The sequence below is a fragment of the Thermogemmatispora tikiterensis genome, assembly GCF_003268475.1.
GTDB lineage: Bacteria > Chloroflexota > Ktedonobacteria > Ktedonobacterales > Ktedonobacteraceae > Thermogemmatispora > Thermogemmatispora tikiterensis.
Genome location: NZ_MCIF01000002.1, coordinates 3,801,748 through 3,822,053 on the forward strand (window position 1 = coordinate 3,801,748; position 20,306 = coordinate 3,822,053).

Annotated in this window: 11 protein-coding genes; 4 read left to right on the forward strand and 7 right to left on the reverse strand. The window is 61.0% G+C overall.

Features of this window, described 5'->3' with window-relative positions; genetic code table 11:
- The first annotated feature begins 118 nt into the window (after positions 1-118).
- Positions 119-3,322, forward strand: coding sequence for an efflux RND transporter permease subunit (locus A4R35_RS15260; RefSeq protein WP_223258508.1), 3,204 nt, complete (start codon positions 119-121; stop codon positions 3,320-3,322).
- Positions 3,323-3,879: 557 nt separating this feature from the next.
- Here the strand turns inward: A4R35_RS15260 and gyrB are convergent.
- From gyrB to A4R35_RS15280, 3 genes are all read right to left on the reverse strand, one after another.
- Positions 3,880-5,895: a DNA topoisomerase (ATP-hydrolyzing) subunit B gene (gyrB, locus tag A4R35_RS15270; RefSeq protein ID WP_112430808.1), complete on the reverse strand. Its 2,016-nt coding sequence runs from the start codon at positions 5,893-5,895 to the stop codon at positions 3,880-3,882.
- 1,391 nt (positions 5,896-7,286) lie between these two features.
- Positions 7,287-7,910 (reverse strand): zinc ribbon domain-containing protein, encoded by a 624-nt coding sequence (locus tag A4R35_RS15275; RefSeq protein WP_146747231.1) that lies wholly within the window; start codon positions 7,908-7,910, stop codon positions 7,287-7,289.
- Between the two features lie 427 nt (positions 7,911-8,337).
- Complete coding sequence (locus tag A4R35_RS15280) at positions 8,338-11,373, reverse strand: alpha-mannosidase (protein ID WP_112430812.1); 3,036 nt, start codon at positions 11,371-11,373, stop codon at positions 8,338-8,340.
- A gap of 276 nt (positions 11,374-11,649) precedes the next feature.
- On the opposite strand from A4R35_RS15280, the gene A4R35_RS15285 reads away from it, so the two are divergent.
- A complete protein-coding gene (locus tag A4R35_RS15285) occupies positions 11,650-12,504 on the forward strand; it encodes a class I SAM-dependent methyltransferase (protein WP_112430814.1) in 855 nt (284 codons plus the stop codon).
- Positions 12,505-12,558: 54 nt separating this feature from the next.
- Here the strand turns inward: A4R35_RS15285 and A4R35_RS15290 are convergent, their stop codons facing one another.
- Positions 12,559-13,851: a pyridoxal phosphate-dependent aminotransferase gene (locus A4R35_RS15290; protein ID WP_112430816.1), complete on the reverse strand. Its 1,293-nt coding sequence runs from the start codon at positions 13,849-13,851 to the stop codon at positions 12,559-12,561.
- A 178-nt stretch (positions 13,852-14,029) separates the two neighbouring features.
- Positions 14,030-15,211, reverse strand: coding sequence for a CaiB/BaiF CoA transferase family protein (locus A4R35_RS15295; protein WP_112430818.1), 1,182 nt, complete (start codon positions 15,209-15,211; stop codon positions 14,030-14,032).
- Positions 15,212-15,495: 284 nt separating this feature from the next.
- Between A4R35_RS15295 and A4R35_RS15300 the strand changes: the two genes are divergently transcribed.
- Positions 15,496-16,503, forward strand: coding sequence for an isoaspartyl peptidase/L-asparaginase family protein (locus A4R35_RS15300; protein WP_112430820.1), 1,008 nt, complete (start codon positions 15,496-15,498; stop codon positions 16,501-16,503).
- A 205-nt stretch (positions 16,504-16,708) separates the two neighbouring features.
- Here the strand turns inward: A4R35_RS15300 and A4R35_RS15305 are convergent, their stop codons facing one another.
- The gene (locus A4R35_RS15305; RefSeq protein WP_189361862.1) at positions 16,709-17,932 is read right to left on the reverse strand and encodes a protein kinase domain-containing protein; all 1,224 of its coding nucleotides are present in this window, start codon (positions 17,930-17,932) and stop codon (positions 16,709-16,711) included.
- Positions 17,933-17,961: 29 nt separating this feature from the next.
- A complete protein-coding gene (locus A4R35_RS15310) occupies positions 17,962-18,990 on the reverse strand; it encodes an ROK family protein (protein ID WP_189361864.1) in 1,029 nt (342 codons plus the stop codon).
- 550 nt (positions 18,991-19,540) lie between these two features.
- Between A4R35_RS15310 and A4R35_RS15315 the strand changes: the two genes are divergently transcribed.
- The gene (locus A4R35_RS15315) at positions 19,541-20,056 is read left to right on the forward strand and encodes a hypothetical protein (RefSeq protein ID WP_112430826.1); all 516 of its coding nucleotides are present in this window, start codon (positions 19,541-19,543) and stop codon (positions 20,054-20,056) included.
- Positions 20,057-20,306 lie beyond the last annotated feature (250 nt).

The window sequence follows — 20,306 nt, forward strand, 5'->3', positions numbered from 1 at the left end:
TAACCAATAGCCGGGGCCATTCGTAAAAACATTTCGAAACTGCACCGTTCTAGATCTATCTAGAACCAGACCAGAAAGGGTACGAGAGAACAGTATGCATCGCCTTGCGAAACTGAGCATGGCTAACAGGAGCATAGTGGCCTTAGCCACTATTGCCGTGCTCCTGTTAGGAGGATATATCATCCCATTGTTGAAACAAGAGCTTCTTCCTCCGCTCGTCTATCCGGCTATTTCGGTTATCACCGCCTATCCAGGCGCTGCCCCGGCGCAGGTAGAGCAAGACGTCACCGATCCGTTGGAGAGCAACTTCCAGGGCAACTCTAATGTGCAGCGGATCACCTCGCAATCCAGCCAGGGGCTATCTGTCATCACGATCTACTACAACTTCGGGACCGACCTTGACCGGGCCCAGCAGACCATCAGCGAAGAGATCAACAAGGCTCAGTCCAGTCTGCCGTCCAACGTCACCCCGCAGGTCCAGCAGTACGACTTTGCCGATGTGCCCATCATCATCCTGGCCGTCAGTTCGGATCAGAACCAGCAGGACCTTGCTGTGCGTCTCAAACAGATTGTAGTGCCAGCGTTGCAGGGGATCAATGGTGTTGCGAATGTCAGCATCACTGGTGTGCGCCAGCAGATTGTCAGCATCACGCTCGACCCCAAGAAGCTGCAGCAGCACAATCTCACCGTCAATCAGGTTGAGCAGGTGCTGCAGGCCAACAACATCACTCTGCCGGCGGGCCAGCAAACCACCAATGATCAAACGCTCGCGGTGCGGGTGGGGAACACTCTTGGCTCGCTAGATGACCTCAAGAACCTGGTTGTAGGCGAGCAGGCGGTCCTGCCACAGGGTCAGTTCCCGAGCAGCTCTGCAGCGGCCAGCGCCAGCAGTGCCGCTGCTCTGCAGCAACAACAGATCGCTGCTAGCAGCAGTGCCAGCGCTGCCGCCGCGGCGGGTGTCACCCTGAAGCCGATCAAGCTTGGCGATGTGGCCACGGTCAAAGAAGATCTCGCCCCCTCGACTACCCTCACGCGTACGAATGGCCAGCCCAGCCTGGGTATCTCGATCACCAAGACCAACGACGGCAACGCGGTCACCATCTCGCAAGAAGTCAACAACCAGATCCCTGACCTGGAGCGCAAGCTAGGCTATAACGCTCGTATTACCGTCGTTAGCGACCAGGCCCCCTACATTCAGGAGTCGGTCCGCGACCTGGCTCGCGAAGGGCTGCTCGGTGCGCTCTTTGCCGTCGTCGTCATTCTCATCTTCTTGCTCTCCGTGCGCTCCACCCTGGTCACTGCGATCTCGATCCCGCTCTCGATTGTGATCGCCCTGATCGGCCTCTGGGTGGGGAACTACTCGCTCAACCTGCTGACTCTCTCAGGCTTAACCATTGCTGTCGGGCGAGTTGTCGACGACTCCATTGTTGTTCTTGAAAATATCTATCGCCATCTGAGGGGAGGAGAGGACAAGCGCACGGCTGTTCTCGCCGGAGTCAAAGAGGTGGCGACAGCTGTCACAGCTTCGACCCTGACCACTGTCTGTGTCTTTCTGCCGCTGGCCTTTATTGGTGACATCGTTGGCGAGTATGCCCACCCACTGGCCTTCTCGGTCACGGTGGCTCTCCTGGCCTCGCTGCTGGTGGCCCTGACCATCATCCCTGTGCTGGCCTACTGGTTTCTCAAGAGTCCTGCGGAGAAGACTCAGAGCGAGCGTGCGCTCCCCCAGGAAAAGCCGAGCTTCCTGGAGCGGGGCTATGTTCCGCTGGTGCGCTGGGTCACCCATCACCGGGCCATTACCCTCGTGGTGGCCCTGCTGCTCTTCCTTGGCAGCTGCGCGCTCTTCCCGCTGCTACCAGTCAATGTCTTCGGCAACCAGGGAGCGACCTCCTTCCGCTTTAGCCAGAAGCTTGACCCGACGGCCAGTCTGAGCCGCATCGACGCAGCCGCGCGGCCTGTTGAAAACGTGCTCAGCACTATCCCTGATATCCAGGCTTATCAGGTAACCATCGGCGGAGGCGGCAGCTCTCTGCTCAACCTCGGCCCGGGTAGCTCGAACGGCAACAGTGCCACCTATACCGTCACCGTCAAATCGAGCACCGACCTTGATCGGGTGCAGCAGACCGTCCGTGACCGTCTCAAGACACTGCAGGGGGTTGGCACCTTTACCTTCCTGCAGACCAGCAACAGTAACATCGTCGATATCACCGTCCAGGCTCCTGACGAGACCACGCTGCGCCAGGCGGCCCAGCAGGTCTACGATGCAGTCGCCAATACGCCCAACACCACCGACGTCAGCAGCGACCTCTCCTCGGCGGTCCCCCTGATTGACGTTCATGTCGATCCCACCAAGGCCCTGGCCCACGGTCTCACTGCGGTCCAGGTGGGGCAGCTGCTGCAGATGGTCTATAGTGGCACCACGGTCACCCATGTGACGCTCAACGGGGTACAACAGGATGTCGACCTCAAGCTGGGGACAGCGCCAACCAGCCTGCAGCAGCTACGTGATCTCCAGCTACCGACCGGCTCGGGCAGCATTCGTCTCGGGGACATTGCCACCGTCAGCCAGGTCAATGGGCCGACCCAGATCTCGCATCTGAACGGCACGCGCACGGCCACCATTACCCTGACCGCCACCATCGATAACGTGGGAGCCGTGACCCACGATGTCGAGAAGCGCATCAACAGCCTCCATTTGCCGAATGGGGCCAGTGCCAGCCTGGGCACCAACACCTCGCTGCAAAATCAGGCTCTGCAGCAGTTCTACTTTGTCCTGCTGGTAGCCATTCCTCTGGTCTACATCGTCATGGTGGCTACCTTCCGCAGCCTGGTGCAGCCGCTGATCCTGCTGATCTCCATTCCCTTTGCGGGCGTTGGCTCGCTGATCCTGGCAGCCATTACGCGCACGCCGATCGGCATCTCCTCCCTCTTTGGCTTCCTGATGCTGATCGGTATTGTGGTCACTAACGCCATCGTCCTGATCGATCTGGTGAACCAATATCGGGCGCGAGGGCTGGATGCGCGCGCAGCAGTCGTGGAGGGTGGACGGCGACGCCTGCGTCCCATCTTGATGACAGCGCTTGCCACGATCATGGCCTTAATCCCGATGGCTCTGGGCATCGGTGGCGGCGACAGCCTGCTCATCTCGGGCGATCTAGCCATCGTCGTCATTGGCGGCCTGACCTCCTCAACCATGCTCACGCTGCTCCTTGTTCCCACTCTCTATGTACTGGTTGAGGATATCAAGGAGCGCTTCACCAGGCGGCCAGCGCCGCCCACCACTGGGGGAGGCGAACGCACCGAGGCCATAGCCACCCACTAGTCACCGGGCACAGCACTGCCTGGAGCAGCGAGACCTCAAAGCGAGGAGACCAGCCTGACTCTGGTCTCCTCTGGCTTTTTGGCCTGGCGGGGCCGTGCCGGGCCGGGCCGGGCCGGGCCGTGCCGTGCCGTGCCGTGCCGTGCCGTGCCGTGCCGTGCCGTGCCGTGCCGGGCCGGGCCGTGCCGTGCCGTGCCGTGCCGTGCCGTGCCACGCCGCACCGCCGGGGAGCTGGAGCTGCCTCTCCCTCGCCAGGCGAAGGGAGCGGGTGGCCTGCCTGTCTGCCAGAAACCGCTGCTTACTCGGGGACAAGGGACAGGTGCTTCTCTGCCATCGGCTGAGCTAGCTGACAGTCTCAACAGGCTAGAAGCGCTCAGGGGCGCCTGGGTAGGGTAGGGAAAAGGAGAGAGGGCAAGGCGTTGAAAAGAGAAAAGGGAAGAAAATAGCAAGAGCGCGGGCAGCAATACCATGTCTCTCCCTCGCCAGCCGGGAGAGGCTGGTCAGCGAGGGAGAGAGCGACTCAACGATTGGGTGTAATCTGTCCGGCAGGTTCCTAAAGGCTAGATATCCAGCTCAGCATTTTTGGCGTGGCTTTCGATAAAACGCTTACGGGGTGCCACTTCATCGCCCATCAGCATATTGAAAACGCGATCGGCCTCCACCGCCTCCTCGATCGTCACCTTCAGAATTGTGCGGCGGGCCGGGTCCATCGTCGTCTCCCAGAGCGTCTCGGGATTCATCTCGCCCAAACCTTTGTAGCGCCCGACCTCTGGCTCTTTCCCGTTATGCTTCGCCTTATATTCAGCGATCAGAGCATCCCGCTCCTCGTCGGAATAGGCGTAACGCACCTCCTTGCCCATCTTCACGTGGTAGAGAGGTGGCTGAGCGATGTAGAGATGACCGTCCGTAATCAGCGGTTCCATATAGCGGAAGAAGAAGGTCAGGAGGAGTGTACGAATATGGGCGCCATCGACATCGGCGTCGCACATAATCACAATGCGTCCATAGCGCAGCTTCGACTTATCGAAAGATTCGCCGATACCCACGCCGATGGCTGTGATAATATTCTTAACCTCCTCGTTTTCGAGCATCTTCTGCAGACGGGCCCGCTCCACATTGAGAATTTTGCCGCGCAGAGGGAGGATGGCCTGGAAATGGCGATCGCGGCCTTGCTTGGCGGAGCCGCCGGCGGAATCGCCCTCAACAAGGTACAGCTCACAGCGATCGGGACGGCGCTCAGTACAGTCGGCCAGTTTCCCGGGGAGAGTCGTATCGAGGGCATTCTTACGCTGAACCAGCTCGCGGGCTGCGCGAGCCGCCTCACGGGCGCGAGCCGAGGTCAAGCACTTCTCGATGATCGCGCGTGCCTCCGCGGGCGTCTCCTCCAGGTAGACCGAGAGCATTTCCGCTGTCACCGCTTCGACGATTGGGCGCACCTCAGCGTTATTCAGCTTGGCCTTGGTCTGCGCCTCGAACTGGGGGTTCGGCAGCTTCACGCTGACCACCGCTGTCAGGCCCTGGCGCACGTCCTCGCCGGTCAGATTGCTCTCCTTCTCCTTAAGGAAGCCCATCTTACGGGCGTAGTCGTTGAGCGTGCGCGTCAAGGCGCTGCGGAAGCCAGTGATGTGCATACCCCCGTCCACCGTGTTGATGCCGTTAGCGAAAGAGAACTCCGTTGTATTCCAGCTATCGTTATACTGGAGCGCGATCTCGACCTTCACCTGGTCGACCTCGCGTACGATACTGACGGGACGGCTTTGCAGGCAGTTGCGGTTCTTATTGAGGTAGCGAACGAACGAAACGAGGCCCCCTTCGAAGTAGAAAGTGACCTCGCGATCGCTGCGCTCGTCGCGAAGGGAGATCGTCAAGCCGCGGTTGAGATAAGCGATCTCGCGGAAGCGCTGGGCCAGGATATCGAAGTTGTAGTCGCGGGTCTCCATCACCTGGAGATCGGGGAGGAAGGTGGTCTTGGTGCCGTGGCCCTCAGCTGGTCCCAGATCCTCGACAGGAGTGACGGCGATGCCACGCTCGTAGCGCTGGCGATAGCGATGTCCATCGCGCTTCACCTCCACCTCGCACCATTCCGAAAGCGCATTGACAACCGAGACACCCACGCCGTGCAGGCCGCTGCTGAACTGATAGACCCCGCTGCCGAACTTGCCCCCGGCGTGCAGGATCGTCATCACCACCTCTAGCGTCGACATGTCCGGGCGCTGGTGATGTTTTTCCACAGGAATACCGCGCCCATTGTCCTCGATCGTCACCGACTCATCGGCGTGGATGGTGACCGTTACCGTATCGGCGAACCCGGCCATCGCCTCATCGACGCTGTTGTCGACCACCTCATAGATCAGGTGGTGAAGGCCGCGCTGATCTGTCGACCCGATGTACATTCCAGGTCGGACGCGCACCGCCTCCAGGCCCTCCAGAATCTGGATATGCTGCTCGCTATAGTCCCCATTGCTGACACTACCACGCGGCGCTACCCTGGAGCCATTGAGTTTCTCCTTCGGGAGAGCGCCATCACCAGCTACCTGCTCAGCCGTTACTGCCAGAGATTCTCTTGCTTTTGCCATAGGGTCTGCACGTTCCTTTAGCGCTAACAGCCTTCTATTTATAGAAAAAGAGCGAAGAGGCCGCTCTCGCCCTCATAGCTATCGCAGCCTGTAGACTCGCGCGAGCCGGCGTATCGCTGGCCGGCGCCGAGTTTTCCTCTGACAGACCTGATCACCTCAGCCCAGCTCATCGCCGGAGAGGCGGGCTGGTCTGTTCTCGCGGCCTATCTCACTGTCTGTCCGCTTGCTTGTCTGTCTACCTGTCTGAGCAACCTGGCTACAGCCTCAGAGCAGAGGCGCACAGCCTCTCTTTGCCCATTCACCTGCTTGCTCGCTTGCTCACTCGCCAAAGCCACAGTGGTAGTTTCCACCCAGGCTGGACAGAGAGACGGACAGGCAACACTCGTCAAAAACCTTACTGCTCGCTTCGCTTGCTTTGATGCCTTACCCCCGCTCCTCTCTGGTCTACCGGGCTAAGACATGGCCAGTGCCTTCCGACCCTCGATTGCGCATCGTCTGGAATGCGTGCGCCTGGCGGTCTCAAGCACCTGCGTGCTGAGCAGGGCGAGGAGACAGGCTCTGTGAGGAAAAGATCTCAGCTGCTATGCTGCTTATCTATTCTTTCTGAAAGAGAGAAGCCAATGTGGTAACGAAGTTACCCTTTGGTGTCTCTCTTATTATATCACATGCAGGCCTTTGGGCCAATCAAAGACGGACAGATTGACCACTGGTAGAGCTAAAGCGGGTACCATCTGCTGCCGCGCCGACCTGTCCTGTCTCTCAGTCAGCCCGTCATCTCAACCAGCCAGCTCAAACTCTCATCCTCATAGACTGCCTGGCGTTGGTGACTAGAGGCGCCACCTCTTTCCAGGCGCCATACCTGGCCTGGACCGGGCAGCAGTAGGCATCTGCGGGTCCGGGCAGGAAGGCAAGCATTTGGGCGAAGCGAACAACCCAACAAGAGAAAAAGCACACAGCGAGCGGCCAGCTCAAATCTCCCTGGCTATGTGTGCAGGCCAGGCAACAGACCGGTCAGCGATTCAGAGAGGGTTGAATGAGACAAGACAAGACAAGAGCCGTCTGACCAGGTCAGCAAACCGGGCAGGCGGCCCATCGCCGGTCACTGTGGCCTGCAACAGAGCAGAGAATACCGAGCTAGTGCCTGGGAGCCAGCGCAGCGCTCACCGTGCAAGGGGAAAGGTGCCAGACAGCGCAGAAAGACGACAGAGTAACACAGCCGGGCGGCCAAGGTCTGGCCTGGCCAGTCCATCGTCTTCTCAGCTGTTACAGTCGGCCAGTTGCTTACTCATGCGCTCGATCACGCCCCTACTCACTGGCTCACCTCACTCAGTCAGCCAAAACAGCCAGCAAGGCAGAGTAAGCAAGTTGCGGAAGCTAAGAGCCAAGGCTGGCTAGAAGCGATTACCGCCGAGCGGCCCGCTCATGGGAACGCCTGGTGGCTGGTTGGCGGGCATCCCGGCTACGCCTGGCATCGACGGAACGCCGGGCACACCGGAGACGCCGGGAACGCTAGGCATGCCCTGCATAGGCATGGCCATCAGATTAGTAGCGCAGTAAGGGCAGAACGACCAGCGCAGCTCAAGGAGACGCTCACACTTGGGACAAGGCCGCTTAAGCTTCTGTCCACAGGAAGGACAGATCTGAAAATCCGACTCCACGCGAGCGTGGCAGTTCGTGCATGTCTGGCGCTCTGTCATCTCAGCCAGCAGCGACTCCTCTTCCAGCTGGCGCTCGTAGATCTCTGCCAGCGTCTGGCGAGGGCGCAAGATCAGGTAGATCAACAACCCGCCCACGTTAAAGACCGCCACCAGCAGAGTGGCGATAACCTGTGTGGCCAGATCTTGGGAGCGGGCGCGAATATCGCGGAATGTCCAGATGATCAAGCTTATCCAGAAAACGAAGAAGAAAGCAAGAAAAAAACTAATAATAAGCCCCAATGCGTTCTGCAGGGTGGTTAGCAGGCCGCCCCCACTGGGCGTAGCTCCGAGAATAAGGCTAAGAGATTGCGCGTTCACAGGATGAAGGCCCCTTTCAGAATAGACATAGCTCAGTACACACAATTACAACGGACATCCCCGGTTGAATGTTGCTCCTTCCAGGACTTCCAGTACCCCCCTGGCTGGCCTGTCGGGGGGGCAAGGGTCCCGTGGCGTGGCGGGGTGGGGCGGGGTGGAGTGGGGGTGGTCGCGCGTGCGCTGATCAGCGCGGCGCTCTCTCCGGGTCCGCCCCGTCGCAGTCTTGCCCGTTACACCTTGCCTTGAAGCCTGACAGGCCTTGCTTGCTCAGCCATCGACCGTTGCCTCAGAAGAGCAGAGGACAGGGCAGAAGCCTGAGCAAGACGAGGCCCCACCCCAGCGAGAAGCAGCCTCACCCTCAGTGGGGCCTGGGTCTGGAAGAGCTAACAGGTTATCGATGCTGAGTAAAGACTCACAGAAGAACGATCTAACGAAACAGCAGCGTCACGATCTCCCCGGCGCGCAGCTGTCGCCGGATAGGAGGTGTGTCCTGCAGCGATGAGCTATCCTGACTCCCCTGCCATCCAAGCTGCTCGTGCGGTTCCTCCAGTAAGTTTGCCACAAATGCCTGACTGGCGGCAAGACCGGGCTGGAAAGTCGCCTCGACCTCGTGGTCGAGCGGATTGTAGACGCGCACCACCCAGCCCTGGTCATCGAGCGAGCGCTTGATGGCGCTGACCACCAGCTCGGGGGGCGAGACCTCGACCAGTGAGGTGCTGGCCGGAAGCTGGCCGTCGTGCTGGCTGGTCACCGTGGCGCGGACGGGCAGATTGAGGGCCTGGGCCTCGCGCACCACCAGGCCGTCCTCGGCTTCCCACGTGCCGCGATGGGGTACCAGCGCGTAGTCGAATTCGTGGCGTCCAGGACACTGAGCCTCCGGTGTATAGTACATAGGGCCGGCGGGACCCTGGCGCGTTGAGAGATCGTCGCGAGAGAGCCACTCAACGCAGCGCAGCAAGGTCAGGGCCAGCGCCATCTGTCCCGGCGCCAGGCCCGGCCCGCCCTGCACAACCTCATATTCCGGCAGGCCGCGGTTGAGGACCGCCAGGCCGATCTGGCCATCGCTGAGGTCGACGAAGCGCTTCTGCGGGAAGGTATTGACGGGTGTCTCGGCCCACTCGCTGACGTTCTCCGGGCGAGGAGCTGTCACCGGACGCAGACGCACCTCAAACGTTCCCTCGGCGGCTACCCTTTCTATTGTATAAGGGATCGGGAATAGCACTCGCAGACGGTGATCGCGCGCATTGTTCTCCACTGTCGTGTGGATATCGATGCGGCGCACCCCGGGGTAGAGCGAGATCTCGCTAGTGATCGGGCAGTCGACGAAGCCCTCGCCGCGCCTATCGCGACTATCGCTGCAGGTCGCCGGCAGGCGCCAGATCGAGCTGATACGCAGAGCGGCGCGCACCGGACCAGCGCTCAGCAGCTCAATACGGGGCGGCTGGGCCGGTGTGCTGATCAGCGTATCGTGTGTGGGCGGACAGTAGGTATACAGGTCACCGACGTCGCCGCCGTCGACAAAGCGATGCAGGCCGCGGAAGACGGCGCCCGTCTCCTTGTCGGTCACTGTCAGCGTACCAAGCTCGTCATCCACCTCGACGCGGTAAAACTCATTCTCGATCGACTGGGGAGAGCAGTGCAGCGTGGCATGCTCCAGCGGCGGAACCTGGTCGGGCTGGACCGCCGGATAGAGCCAGTAGGTTTTCGCTCCGTAAGGCGGCAGCTCGCTGGCCAGGAACTCGACCTTCTGCTGCACCAGCTCAAAGACCTCGAACTCCAGCGCCTTGATCTCCTCGCGCTGAAGCAGCTGCAGCACCTCCTGCTCGCTGGCGAGCAAGCGCTCACGGTCGCCTTTGAGCAGATTGGAGGGCGCCAGGGCGATTTCGATGCGGCGCAGGTCAGGGGTAGCGGCAGGCAGCACGCGCAGATCAACGATCTCATCGGGGTCGTCGGGGATACCCATCGCAATCCTGATAGTATCATGGGTCAGCGCCAGGAACTGGCCAGGGCGGTCAAAGGTGCCCACGGCTTGCATCCGGGCCAGCGCCTGACGTTGAATCGTCTGGCTGCCGATGCGCCGACGATGCTCGCCCAGCACCCGGAAAGGCAAAGCCCGCCCATGCTCGTCGACGAGGACTGCGCGCTGCAACGACTCAGCGATATGGATCTCGACGGAGGCTGCCGCATTGCGTGGCCCGGGACCCATATTAAAGACCACGATCGGGAAAGACGTCTGCCCGTGACCGGCCAGCGGCTGCGGCGGCAGCGTCCGCATGCTCTCGGTGATTCGCTGCAAGGCCCGGCTAACCAGGGCCTCGCCGATCTGCTGACACTGCGCAAAGCGAACACTATTCTCGCGATGGACCTGATCGATGCTGCAGCCACAGATGCTATCGTGCGGCTGGTTCTGCAGCAGGTATTTCCAGGCCAGGTTCACCAGACCACGCGGGTAGTCATCGCCGAGCTTCCAGGCCCAGAGCGTCAGTGGCTCAACCCAGTGCTGCAACAGATGCTCCTGCGCAGTATTCTGCTGCTTGATCCACATGCGTGTCGAAAGGACAGCAGGGAGCAGATGAGCATAGCGGCTACTGCGCAGCTCACCCTGGAGGAGACGAAGCTGGCGCTGCTGCTGCTCGATGCGCCGACGCACCTGCTCGATGTACTGGGGAATCGTCCCAATCTGGATATGAATACCTTCATACTGATGATGATTGCTGTGAGCCGAGCGCGAGGCGTTCCCCAGGAGCTTGTTGGCTGCCTCGATGGTTGCTGGCAGGCCCTGCTGCGGCTCCAAATGGTCGGAGCCGTTCATCAAGAGCAGCGTGTCCGTCGTGGTCGGGGTACGGTCGAGTAGCTGCGAGACCACCATCTCCAGCCGCGTGATGAAGGCATCAGGAGTCAGGGGCATCAGGCGCGCATTGCCGTAGCCTTCGGGCAGGTAGATCACCAGAACCCTGGTGCCATCTGGCGCCTCCCAGTAGAATTCACTTTCTCTGACCTCATCGCCCACACCTCGCCAGAGAACCGCGCTGTCAATGCCGAAGCCCTGCAGAATCTGTGGCATCTGGGCAATATGACCGAAGCAATCAGGCAAGTAGCCAACGCGCATAGGCTCCCCGAAACGCGCGGCTTGCTTCAGACCCGTCTGCAGATTGCGTATCAGCGACTCGCCACTGACCAGAAACTCATCGGGCTGGAGGTACCAGGGACCGATGAGAATGCGTCCCTCGGCAATGTATTGCTTGAGACGCTCCTCCTGCTCCGGTCGCACTTCCAGATAGTCTTCAAGCACGATCGTTTGCCCATCGAGCATGAAGTGCTTGAATGCTGCGTCATGTTCCATGATATTCAGCAGTTTGTCTATGGTTTGCACCAGTCGGATGCGAAACTGCTGGAAGGTCAGATACCACTCGCGGTCCCAATGGGTATGTGGCACCAGAATGATGCTGAGTTGCCCACTCATACGTTTTCCCTTGTTATGTTTCCATCTTTTATCGATTTATTGCTGTGCATTTACCACCTGCATGGCCTGGTGGGGAGCCTGCTAGCAGACGGCGATTACCGATGCAGGTACAATAAATGTTGAAAGATATTATACTCGCTGTCTACCCGGATGGCAATAAATGCCCCTCAAAGTAAGACTCTTAGTTAGTCAAAATGGCCCCCTTGCATTGAAGCTTGCTCCCATATATAATCTTCGCGCTAACACCTACCATTCAAAATCGAGGAACTGCGACCTGTGGTCACCAGCCTACACGTTGTCTTATCACACGTCCAGGTTGCCCCTCTTTTGCAGGCTCGTCGAGAGGGGAGGCGGCAATGGGAACTCTCGCCGGACCTGGGCCTCTCCCAAGTGACGGTTGCCCTCACCGAAGAGGGGGTGCTTTTCCCTTCGGGCGAACTGTTGCGTTGGGATGATGTTGAGCGCATCGCATCTGCTCTCAATAGCTGTTTCCTGTTGGAGCATGGTTCCGTGCGGGCCATCCAGACCTTCTCGTCGGTGACCAATCGCCCCTGTAGTCTCTATCCGACGCAGGGGGCGCCCAGCCTGCTGATCGCTGGCTTTGTCATGCACCGTGTCAAGGAGGTCGATCCGCTGGAGGACACGCGCCTCAAGATGCGCACGCTGGCGCCCATCGGTGGGCGCGTGCTGGACACAGCCACTGGCCTGGGTTATACCGCCATTGAAGCGGCCCGTCATGCTGACGAAGTGATTACCATCGAGCTTGATCCTGCGGTCCAGGAGGTGGCTCGCTTCAATCCCTGGTCCCAGGATCTCTTCCATCATCCGAAGATCCGCCGCATGCTTGGCGATGCCAGCGAGCTGGTGCCGACCTTCCCCGATCAGTACTTTTCGCGCATTATCCATGATCCGCCGGCCTTCGACCTGGCTGGCGAACTCTACTCGGGTGCCTTTTATCGCGAGCTGTATCGGGTGCTCCGCGGAGGGGGGCGCCTCTTCCATTATGTTGGCGACCTGCAGAGCCGGGCGGGTAGCAGCACCTTACGGGGAGTGACCCGCCGTTTGCAGGAAGCTGGCTTTGCGCGGGTGGTGCCGCGTCAGGAGGCGTTTGGCGTGGTGGCCTATAAGTAACGCTGAGGAGGCAGGCTGCCCGCCGGACCCTAGTGCGCTCTGATTCTCTCTTGCTTAGTGTTGTCCCAACTCCTCGCTGTGCTCGCGCGCCTCGCCGACTCCTGGCGCGTGCTCCTCCTCCTCGCACAGCTCACAGATGGTGCTGAGGCCCTGCTCGATGGTCTCCTCCTCTGCTCCCAGTGAGACGCGTACGTGGTTCACGGTTCTGGAGCCGAAGAGGCTTCCTGGTACGACCAGCACGTTCCGGCGGCGGAGCAGTTCCAGTGCGAAGGCGCTGGACGGCGCGCTGTCGCTACCGTTGCTGTGCTGCCTGCCGTCTCGCTTGCTGGCGATATTGACCAGGATATAGAAGGCGCCATGTGGCGTGTATTCGTAGCGCCCGTAGCGCTTTAGCAGAGCAACCGCGCGATCGCGGCGCTGGCGGTAGGCGGAGCGCATCTGGGCGACACAGTCCTGTGGTCCGCTCAAGGCTGCTGCCGCGGCGCGCTGGGTTGCCAGTGGCAGGCTGGTATAGCTGGCGTCAAGCACCTGGCTGAGGCTGCGCATGAGAGTCTGGCTCGCGACCAGATAGCCGATGCGCCAGCCAGTCATGGCATATGTTTTTGAAAAGCTATAGACGCCGATGAATATTCCCCGCTCGCGCTCCGCTGGTGTCAGCAGCGTAGCGGGGCTGACATGCTCTCCTTCAAAAACAAGCTCATCGTAGCATTCATCTGAGAGCAGCAACAGTCGATGGCGCCGGGCGAAGTCCAGGAGAGCGGCCACTACTTCCCGCGGGAAGACGGCCCCGGTGGGGTTGCCAGGGCTGTTGACAATCAGCAGGCGCGTGCGTGCGCTGACCCGACGCTCCAGCTCGGGCAAGTCCGGTAGCCAGCCGCTTGCCGGATCAAGCGGGTAGGGCACGGGCCTGGCGCCTGTAATGGCCAGCTGGCGATAGTAGTGGGGCCAGCCGGGATTGGGCAGCAGTACCTCGTCACCCTCGCCAACGGTCGCCAGCAGGGCTAACTGGACAGCCCCCGTTCCGCCGACGGTCACTCCGATATTGGCCGGTGAGACCTCGTAGCCATTGACGCGCCTGATCTTCTCCGCCAGTAGCTCGCGCAGCCACGGCCAACCGCAGGATGGCCCGTAAGTTTGGGCTTCTTCCTGCAGGGAGGCAAGGGCGGCTGCGATGATGTGCGGCGGGGTGCGGAAGCTCGGCTCGCCGATCTCTAGACGGAGCAGTGCCTGACCTGCCCGCTCTTGTTCCTCAGCGACCTGGCGTAGCGCGGCGAGGGGATTAGGCGGCAGGCGCTGCCAAAGGCCCTGGTCTGGCTCCTCTCTTCCCTCTGAGGTCCCTTGTTGCATATCTGTGGTTCTCTCACTCCCTTATTGTATCACATGGACCGGGCTGTCTGTCCACCGTTCGCCTGCCTGTCTGGTAGCTTACTCTCTGCCGCCCGCCCCGGTCTCTCTCTCTCTCTCTCCTGGCTGCTCGTTGCCTCCTTCGGGGGAACCAGGGTCTGGGAGCGCTGGCTGTTGATCCTCAGACGATACCCCGCGCGCGGAAGGCAGCGATCTCTTCCTGGCTGTAGCCCAGCTCGCTCAGAATTGCGGCGCTGTGCTCACCCAGTTGTGGCGGCTGGTAGCGCTCTTCCGGGGAAGTGTCGGAGAGGCGCGGGAAGGGGCGCAGGGTGCCGAGCGTTTCACCGGCGATTGCGCTCAAGTGGGCGACGCCGCGAGCCTGTGCGTGGGGGTCACTGAGCGCCTCTTCCAGGGAGTAGAGCGGCCCGACGCAGGCGTCGAGATCGGCCAGCTCGGCCAGCCACTCATCGCGTGTCTTGGTTTTGAAAATGCTTTGCAGAATGGCGATCGCCTGTTTGCGCTCCTCGGGCCCGACAGGAGTATGGAAAGGCAGTAGCTCCAGATGGCCGATGCGAGTGCAGAAGGCGTGCCAGAATTTCGGTTCGAGGGCGGCCAGGGTAATATAGCCACCATCTCTTGTCTCATAAATATTGTAGCAGGGCAGGCCACCGTCGAGGGGAGAGTGTCCCGGTTGTGGGGCCTGGCCCGTTGTCAGATAGCCGCTAATGGCCAGGGGCAGCAGCGCCATTGCTCCCTCTGTCATGGAGACATCGACCAGGCGCCCCTGGCCGGTCTGGCTGCGCCCAATGAGGGCTGTGAGGATGCCGATCACCGCCATCAGGCCACCGCCGGCCAGATCAGCCAGCTGGGTCGGGGGCATGACCGGCCTTCCCTGCTGATCGCGGTTGTAGTGCAGCAGCCCGGCATAGCCAAGATAATTCAGATCGTGGCCGGCGCGCTGGCTGTAGGGGCCGTCCTGGCCGTAGCCGCTAATGGCGCAGTAGATCAGCTCGGGGCGAATCTCGCGTAGCTGCTCGTAGCCCAGGCCCAGACGCGCCATGACGCCGGGGCGGAAGCTCTCCAGCAGGACATCGGCGCTGCGTACCAGGCGCAGGAAAATAGACCGGCCCTCCTCGGATTTGAGATTAAGTGTCAGGCTGCGCTTGTTGCGATTGACCGCTAGAAAGGCCAGGCCCATACCGCTGGGACCGTAGGGGGGCATGTGCCGTCCATAATCGCCGCTGCCAGGCTCTTCAACCTTGATGACATCGGCCCCAAAGTCGGCCAACAATTGCGAGGCGTAGCCTCCAGGCAAGAGGCGGGAGAGGTCGAGTACACGGATGCCGCTCAGAGGCTGGGTCATGCCTGCTCTCCTTACTGCAGTGTGGGAACTCCTGGTCCGTCCAGGTTGCTTGACAAACGCTGTCTGTCCTGTCGGCTGGAAACGATTGATGAGCGACAGTGTTCGCTATGTTATAGCAGGATTAGTCAGCGCTGTCAATCCTCCCCTCTTCCTCTAGCGGTGGCTGTCTGGCTAGCCGTGACGTACATAGCCTCTGCGGCCTGGAGGGGCGAAGCTGAAGGGCGCTGCGTGATACAATGCACTCAGAGCCATGAATCTGTTGGAAATGAGGAGCACAGGAGTAGATGCCTATCGCCATTGTTGTTCATGGAGGAGCCGGCTCGATCCCCGACGAGCGGGCCGCGGTCGCACAAGCCGGCTGCCGGGAAGCAGCTGAGCTGGGATGGCGCATTCTGGAGCAAGGAGGCTCAGCTCTTGATGCGGTTGAAGCGGCAGTGCGGGCCCTGGAAGATAATCCGGTCTATAATGCCGGCACGGGAGCCACCCTGACACAAGATGGCCGGATCGAGCTAGATGCAGGCATCATGGAAGGGCGCACCCTGCAGGTGGGAGCTGTTGCTGCTGTTGAAGGCGTCAAGAATCCGATCGTGCTGGCGCGGCGTGTGCTGGAGAGTCCGCATGTGCTGCTTGTTGGGCATGGGGCCCAGCAGTTTGCCCTGGAGCAGGGGATTCCGCTCTGCCGTACTGAAGAGCTGTTGACCGACTATCAGTATCGCCGCTGGCGCGAGGGGCAACGGGGTGTCGCGAACCAGGCGGACGAGGATGGTGAGGATGAGCCGCCTTTCTACCGTTTGGAAGTGGCCACAACGATGTTTGCCTCAGACGAGGGGGAGCCTCCCTATTATCGCCTCCAGGTCGGCGCGACCAGCATCCACGTGGACGAAGAGCGACATGGAACGGTGGGAGCGGTGGCCCTCGATGAGTCAGGGCTGCTGGCTGCGGCCACCTCTACGGGGGGCATCTTTCAAAAGTATCCCGGGCGCGTCGGTGATACCCCCCTCGTCGGCTGCGGCTTCTACGCCGATGAGCATGCGGCGGTCTCCTGCACGGGTCAGGGTGAGGACTTCGTACGCCTGTTGCTGGCACGGCGCGCTGCCGACTTTGTCGCCCTGGGGGCCAGCGCCGAGGCTGCGGCTCAGGCAGCCATCTCTGTCTTGAGTGCCAAAGCCAGCGGTAAAGGGGGCTTAATTATTGTCGATGCGGCGGGACAGGTTGGGCTGGCCCACAACAGTCCGCAGATGGCCTACGCCTATCGCTGTTCTGGGATGGATCAACCAGTTTGTGGGGTTTAAACCAGCAAGCAAGTAAGTTAAGAGGAGACGAACGCGCGAAACGTCTCGCCCTCTCCAGAGCCGGCTGGCCGGCCTCGGCTGGCTGACCAGCCGGGGCGAGGCCAAAAGGCGGCAGCCTGGGAAACCACCTCGCCTTCTCCGTACTCTCCCCCTGATCCTGACTCACCCGCTCGCCCCGCCGTCAGGAGCTTTTTCTTGGTCGTCTCTAGTGCAGCAGGAGTGTGCTTAAGAAGAAGCCCAGGGCAAAGAAGCAGGCAAAGATCACCAGACCGCAGACCAGCAGCAGCAGGAAGGGGATCTGTTGTTGTTCCTGGCCTGGCTCCGCCTCTGGCCTGAAGTGGGTTGAAGGTGGCGTGCCGGCGTAGGGATAGACGGGAGCTTGGGGCTGAGCAGGGGTCACCTTCAGCGAGCTGTCGGCGACGGTTGGCGAAGCTGGTGACAGCTCCAGAGCGGAACCCGGGTGGAGGCCCGCGGAAGGCGTGGAGGAAGCGAAGGAGGAGAGGCGCCGCCCACCTTCACCGCCAGGTAGCGACGGAAGAGACTGGCCGTCAGTTTCCGGCAGCAGCGGAGCGGGAGTGAAGGGGCGGGCGACGGCGCTCTCTTCCACCGCCGGTGCGCCTACCGCGACCGAGGCAGGTACGGCGGTTTCCAGAGCCTCGCCCAGTGCTTTCAGCTCCATATAGAGAGCTTCGGGTCTATTGATATGCTGAGGATGGTCACGCATGATTGCGCGGGCGACGAGATCGCACAGCTCTGGAGGAATGGCGCGCAGGAAGCGCAGGCGCCCATCGGGAGGCGGCTCGACGCTGGTCGCGCCGGCGGGTCGTCCTGCCAGCAACTGATAGAGCAAGAGGCCGACGGCGCGGGTATCATCGTCGAGGCGGCCCTCACTTGCCTGGCCCCAAGGCAATTCCTGGTCGGAGAGCACGATGCCGGCGGCGCCGACCACGCTCCAGGCATTGAAATAGGCGAGATCGCTGGGGAGGGCGAAATTGTTGACGCGCAGAAAGCCCTGCCGATCGCGCAGAATGGCTGAGGGGGTCAGATCGCCGTGGCAGACGCGGCGGGTACCGCTGGCAGCATAGACCAGGGCCTGGCAGAGCTGACTGCCAAGCTCGATCACCTCAAGAGGAGAGAGCTGGCGTTGCAGAAGGGCGGCGAAGTCCTCACCCTCGACGTACTCCTGGACCACATAGAACTGGTCGCCCTCGCCAACGAGATCATAGAGGCCCACAATGTGCGGGTGGGAAAACTGAGCTGTCATGCGCAGGGCGGTGCGATAGACAGACACCTGCGACGGGGGCACCGCCTTGACAGCGACAGGGCGCTGCAGGACCTGGTCCAGGCCCTGATAGACGGTGCAAAAAGGTCCCTGCTTAATCAAGCGTCGCAGCAGGTAACGCCTGCAAATGACCCGGCCTGTTTCCACAATCGATGCCTCTTTATCAATCAAAGCGATTACAGATCCTGGAGAGCCAGCGTCACTGCTCCGACAAGGCTCGCCTGGGGGCCCAGCTTGCCCTGAACGATGCGCAGATGCTGGCTGGCTGCGGGCAGACAGAGCGCGCGCAGACGCTCGCGCAGGGGGGCGATCAGGGGTTCCCCCACGAGCGCAACCGACCCGCCTAAGATGATCATACCGGGATTGACAAGATGAACGATATTGGCCAGAGCGAAGGCCAGATAGGTCAGCACCTCGTCGATCAGGCAGCGAGCCACCTCATCACCCTCTGCGGCCAGTTGAAAGATCTGCCCCACTGTGATGCGCTCGGCCCTGCCCTCGGTAAGGCGCTGGATGGCCGCTAATGTCGCGGGGTGCTCGACGGCGCGACCGATCATCGTGCGAACGATCGCCTGCGCGGAGGCGATAGCTTCCAGGTGGCCGTAGCCGCCGCACGAGCATTTCGGCCCATTCTGCATCACGAGCAAATGGCCGATCTCGCCCGCCGTCGAGGTCACTCCGTGGTAGATCCGGCCATTGACGATCAGGCCGCCGCCAATTCCACGACCCAGCCCGACGTAGAGGGCCACTCGCTCCCCAATGCCGGCCCCGTAAAGCACCTCTGCCAGAGCGGCAGCATTGGCGTTATTGTCGATGATGCAAGGGACGTTCAGGCGTTCGGCCAGGTAGTCCTGCAGCGGAAAATTATCCCAACCATGCGCATGGTAGAGCGTCCGCACGATCCCTTGTGAAGCGTCGACTGGCCCGCCAACGGCGACACCTACGCGCAGCACGCGCCCATCGCGCAGGTGTTCGGGGTCCAACACCTCCCCAAGCATGGCCTCCAGCAGCTGAAGCAGGGTTGTCGTATCGGGAATATACTCCAGAGGGCGGCGCAGCTGGTAGAGAATGTTGCCATCCAGATCAGCCAGGGCCACTGATTGTCGCGTGCCGCTACCGCTGATCTCAATACCCACTACATAGCCCTGGGTGGCCAACAGCTTACCGGTGGACCGTGGCGTCTGGCTGCTGCGTTCTGTAGACACGCTCCTGTCTCCTCTTGCGGGCTTGCCTGGTGCTGCCGGTGTGGGCAGGGCAAGCACAAAACAGAACAGCACAAAGCAAGACAGAGAGGATTGGTCGGTCTCTACTTCGGCGCTTGTCTCGCCTGGGTTGGATTGGGCTAGACCGGACTGGGCAGCTCGCCTGCACTGTTGCTGTCCTGCTTCCGTTGCTTTCCTACTCACGCCCTGGCGCTGCCTCGCCCTGCCCGCCAGCGGGGTGGGCCATTCCAGGAATTCTGATTACTCCCTTGTTACAGGCAGTACTCTCTAGATGAACGAGACAGCGGCTTCAGTATATCATAAGAAATGCCTCACGCAAAGTACGTTAGGATGGCTGTCTCACCTCAGCTGGCCAGCCCTTCTCGGCCTTCTCAGACGCCTGCTTGCTACGACAGCTGCCTGACCTCTTGCTTGCATCAGAGGGAGACTGACCGCTACAATTGGTCCAGAATCTGGATGGGCATCAGCTGCCAGCAGCAAGGCTGGGGGATGATGCCGGCCTCAGCATTTCGGCAATCTGCGAGGGAGGGCGATGGTCTCATCTTCGCTGGCTGAGCCGCGTACCTTTGTTGGGCGAGGCCTCAGCCCTATGAAGCGAGCAGTCACAATCGTGGCGTTGCTGGCGATTACGCTGGCGGTACTGCTGATTGCTTTGCACGAGGGCCTGTCGGCTGTCGGCAGTACTATTGCGGCTTTACTCTTTATTGCGGGCTTTATCTATTATCTCTGGATTATTGCCCCGCAACCCTTTACGATCACCGTGAGCGCAGAGGAGATCGTGAAGCGCAGCCAGCGCGGCGAGACGGTAGTGCTGCGCTGGGAGGAGCTGGCGCGTGTCAAGGAGGAGTTTTTCCCCAATGGCACGCGTATTAGCCTGGCGCTTTACCGCCGTCCGAGCCCTGACGGCCAGGGGGAGAACGCCGGCCAGCCGGTACGGGCCTGGGTGGTCTACCGCGACGACGTTGATGATCTCGATGGGCTGGCGGCCCTTGTACAGCAGTTGAAGCCCGCCGACTGCCGCTGGGAGAGCGCTAGAGTCCATGAGTGAGTAAGTGAGTAAGTGAGTAAGTGAGTGAGTGACTCGGTCCAGAGGGGCCTCTCCTCTCTGTGGTGCTCTCTAGCTAACGTTGCTTGCTTGCTTGCTTGCTGTCTTTGACCCCGCCCCGGCCTGGTCGGCGCCTCCGGGCACTCCGGGCAGGTCGGGCTGACTGCTGGCTCTTTATGGTTCACGGGTTGATTCACAGGCTGAGCACCTTGAAACTGGTGATGATGAGCTGGAAGCTATAGCATGATAGGCC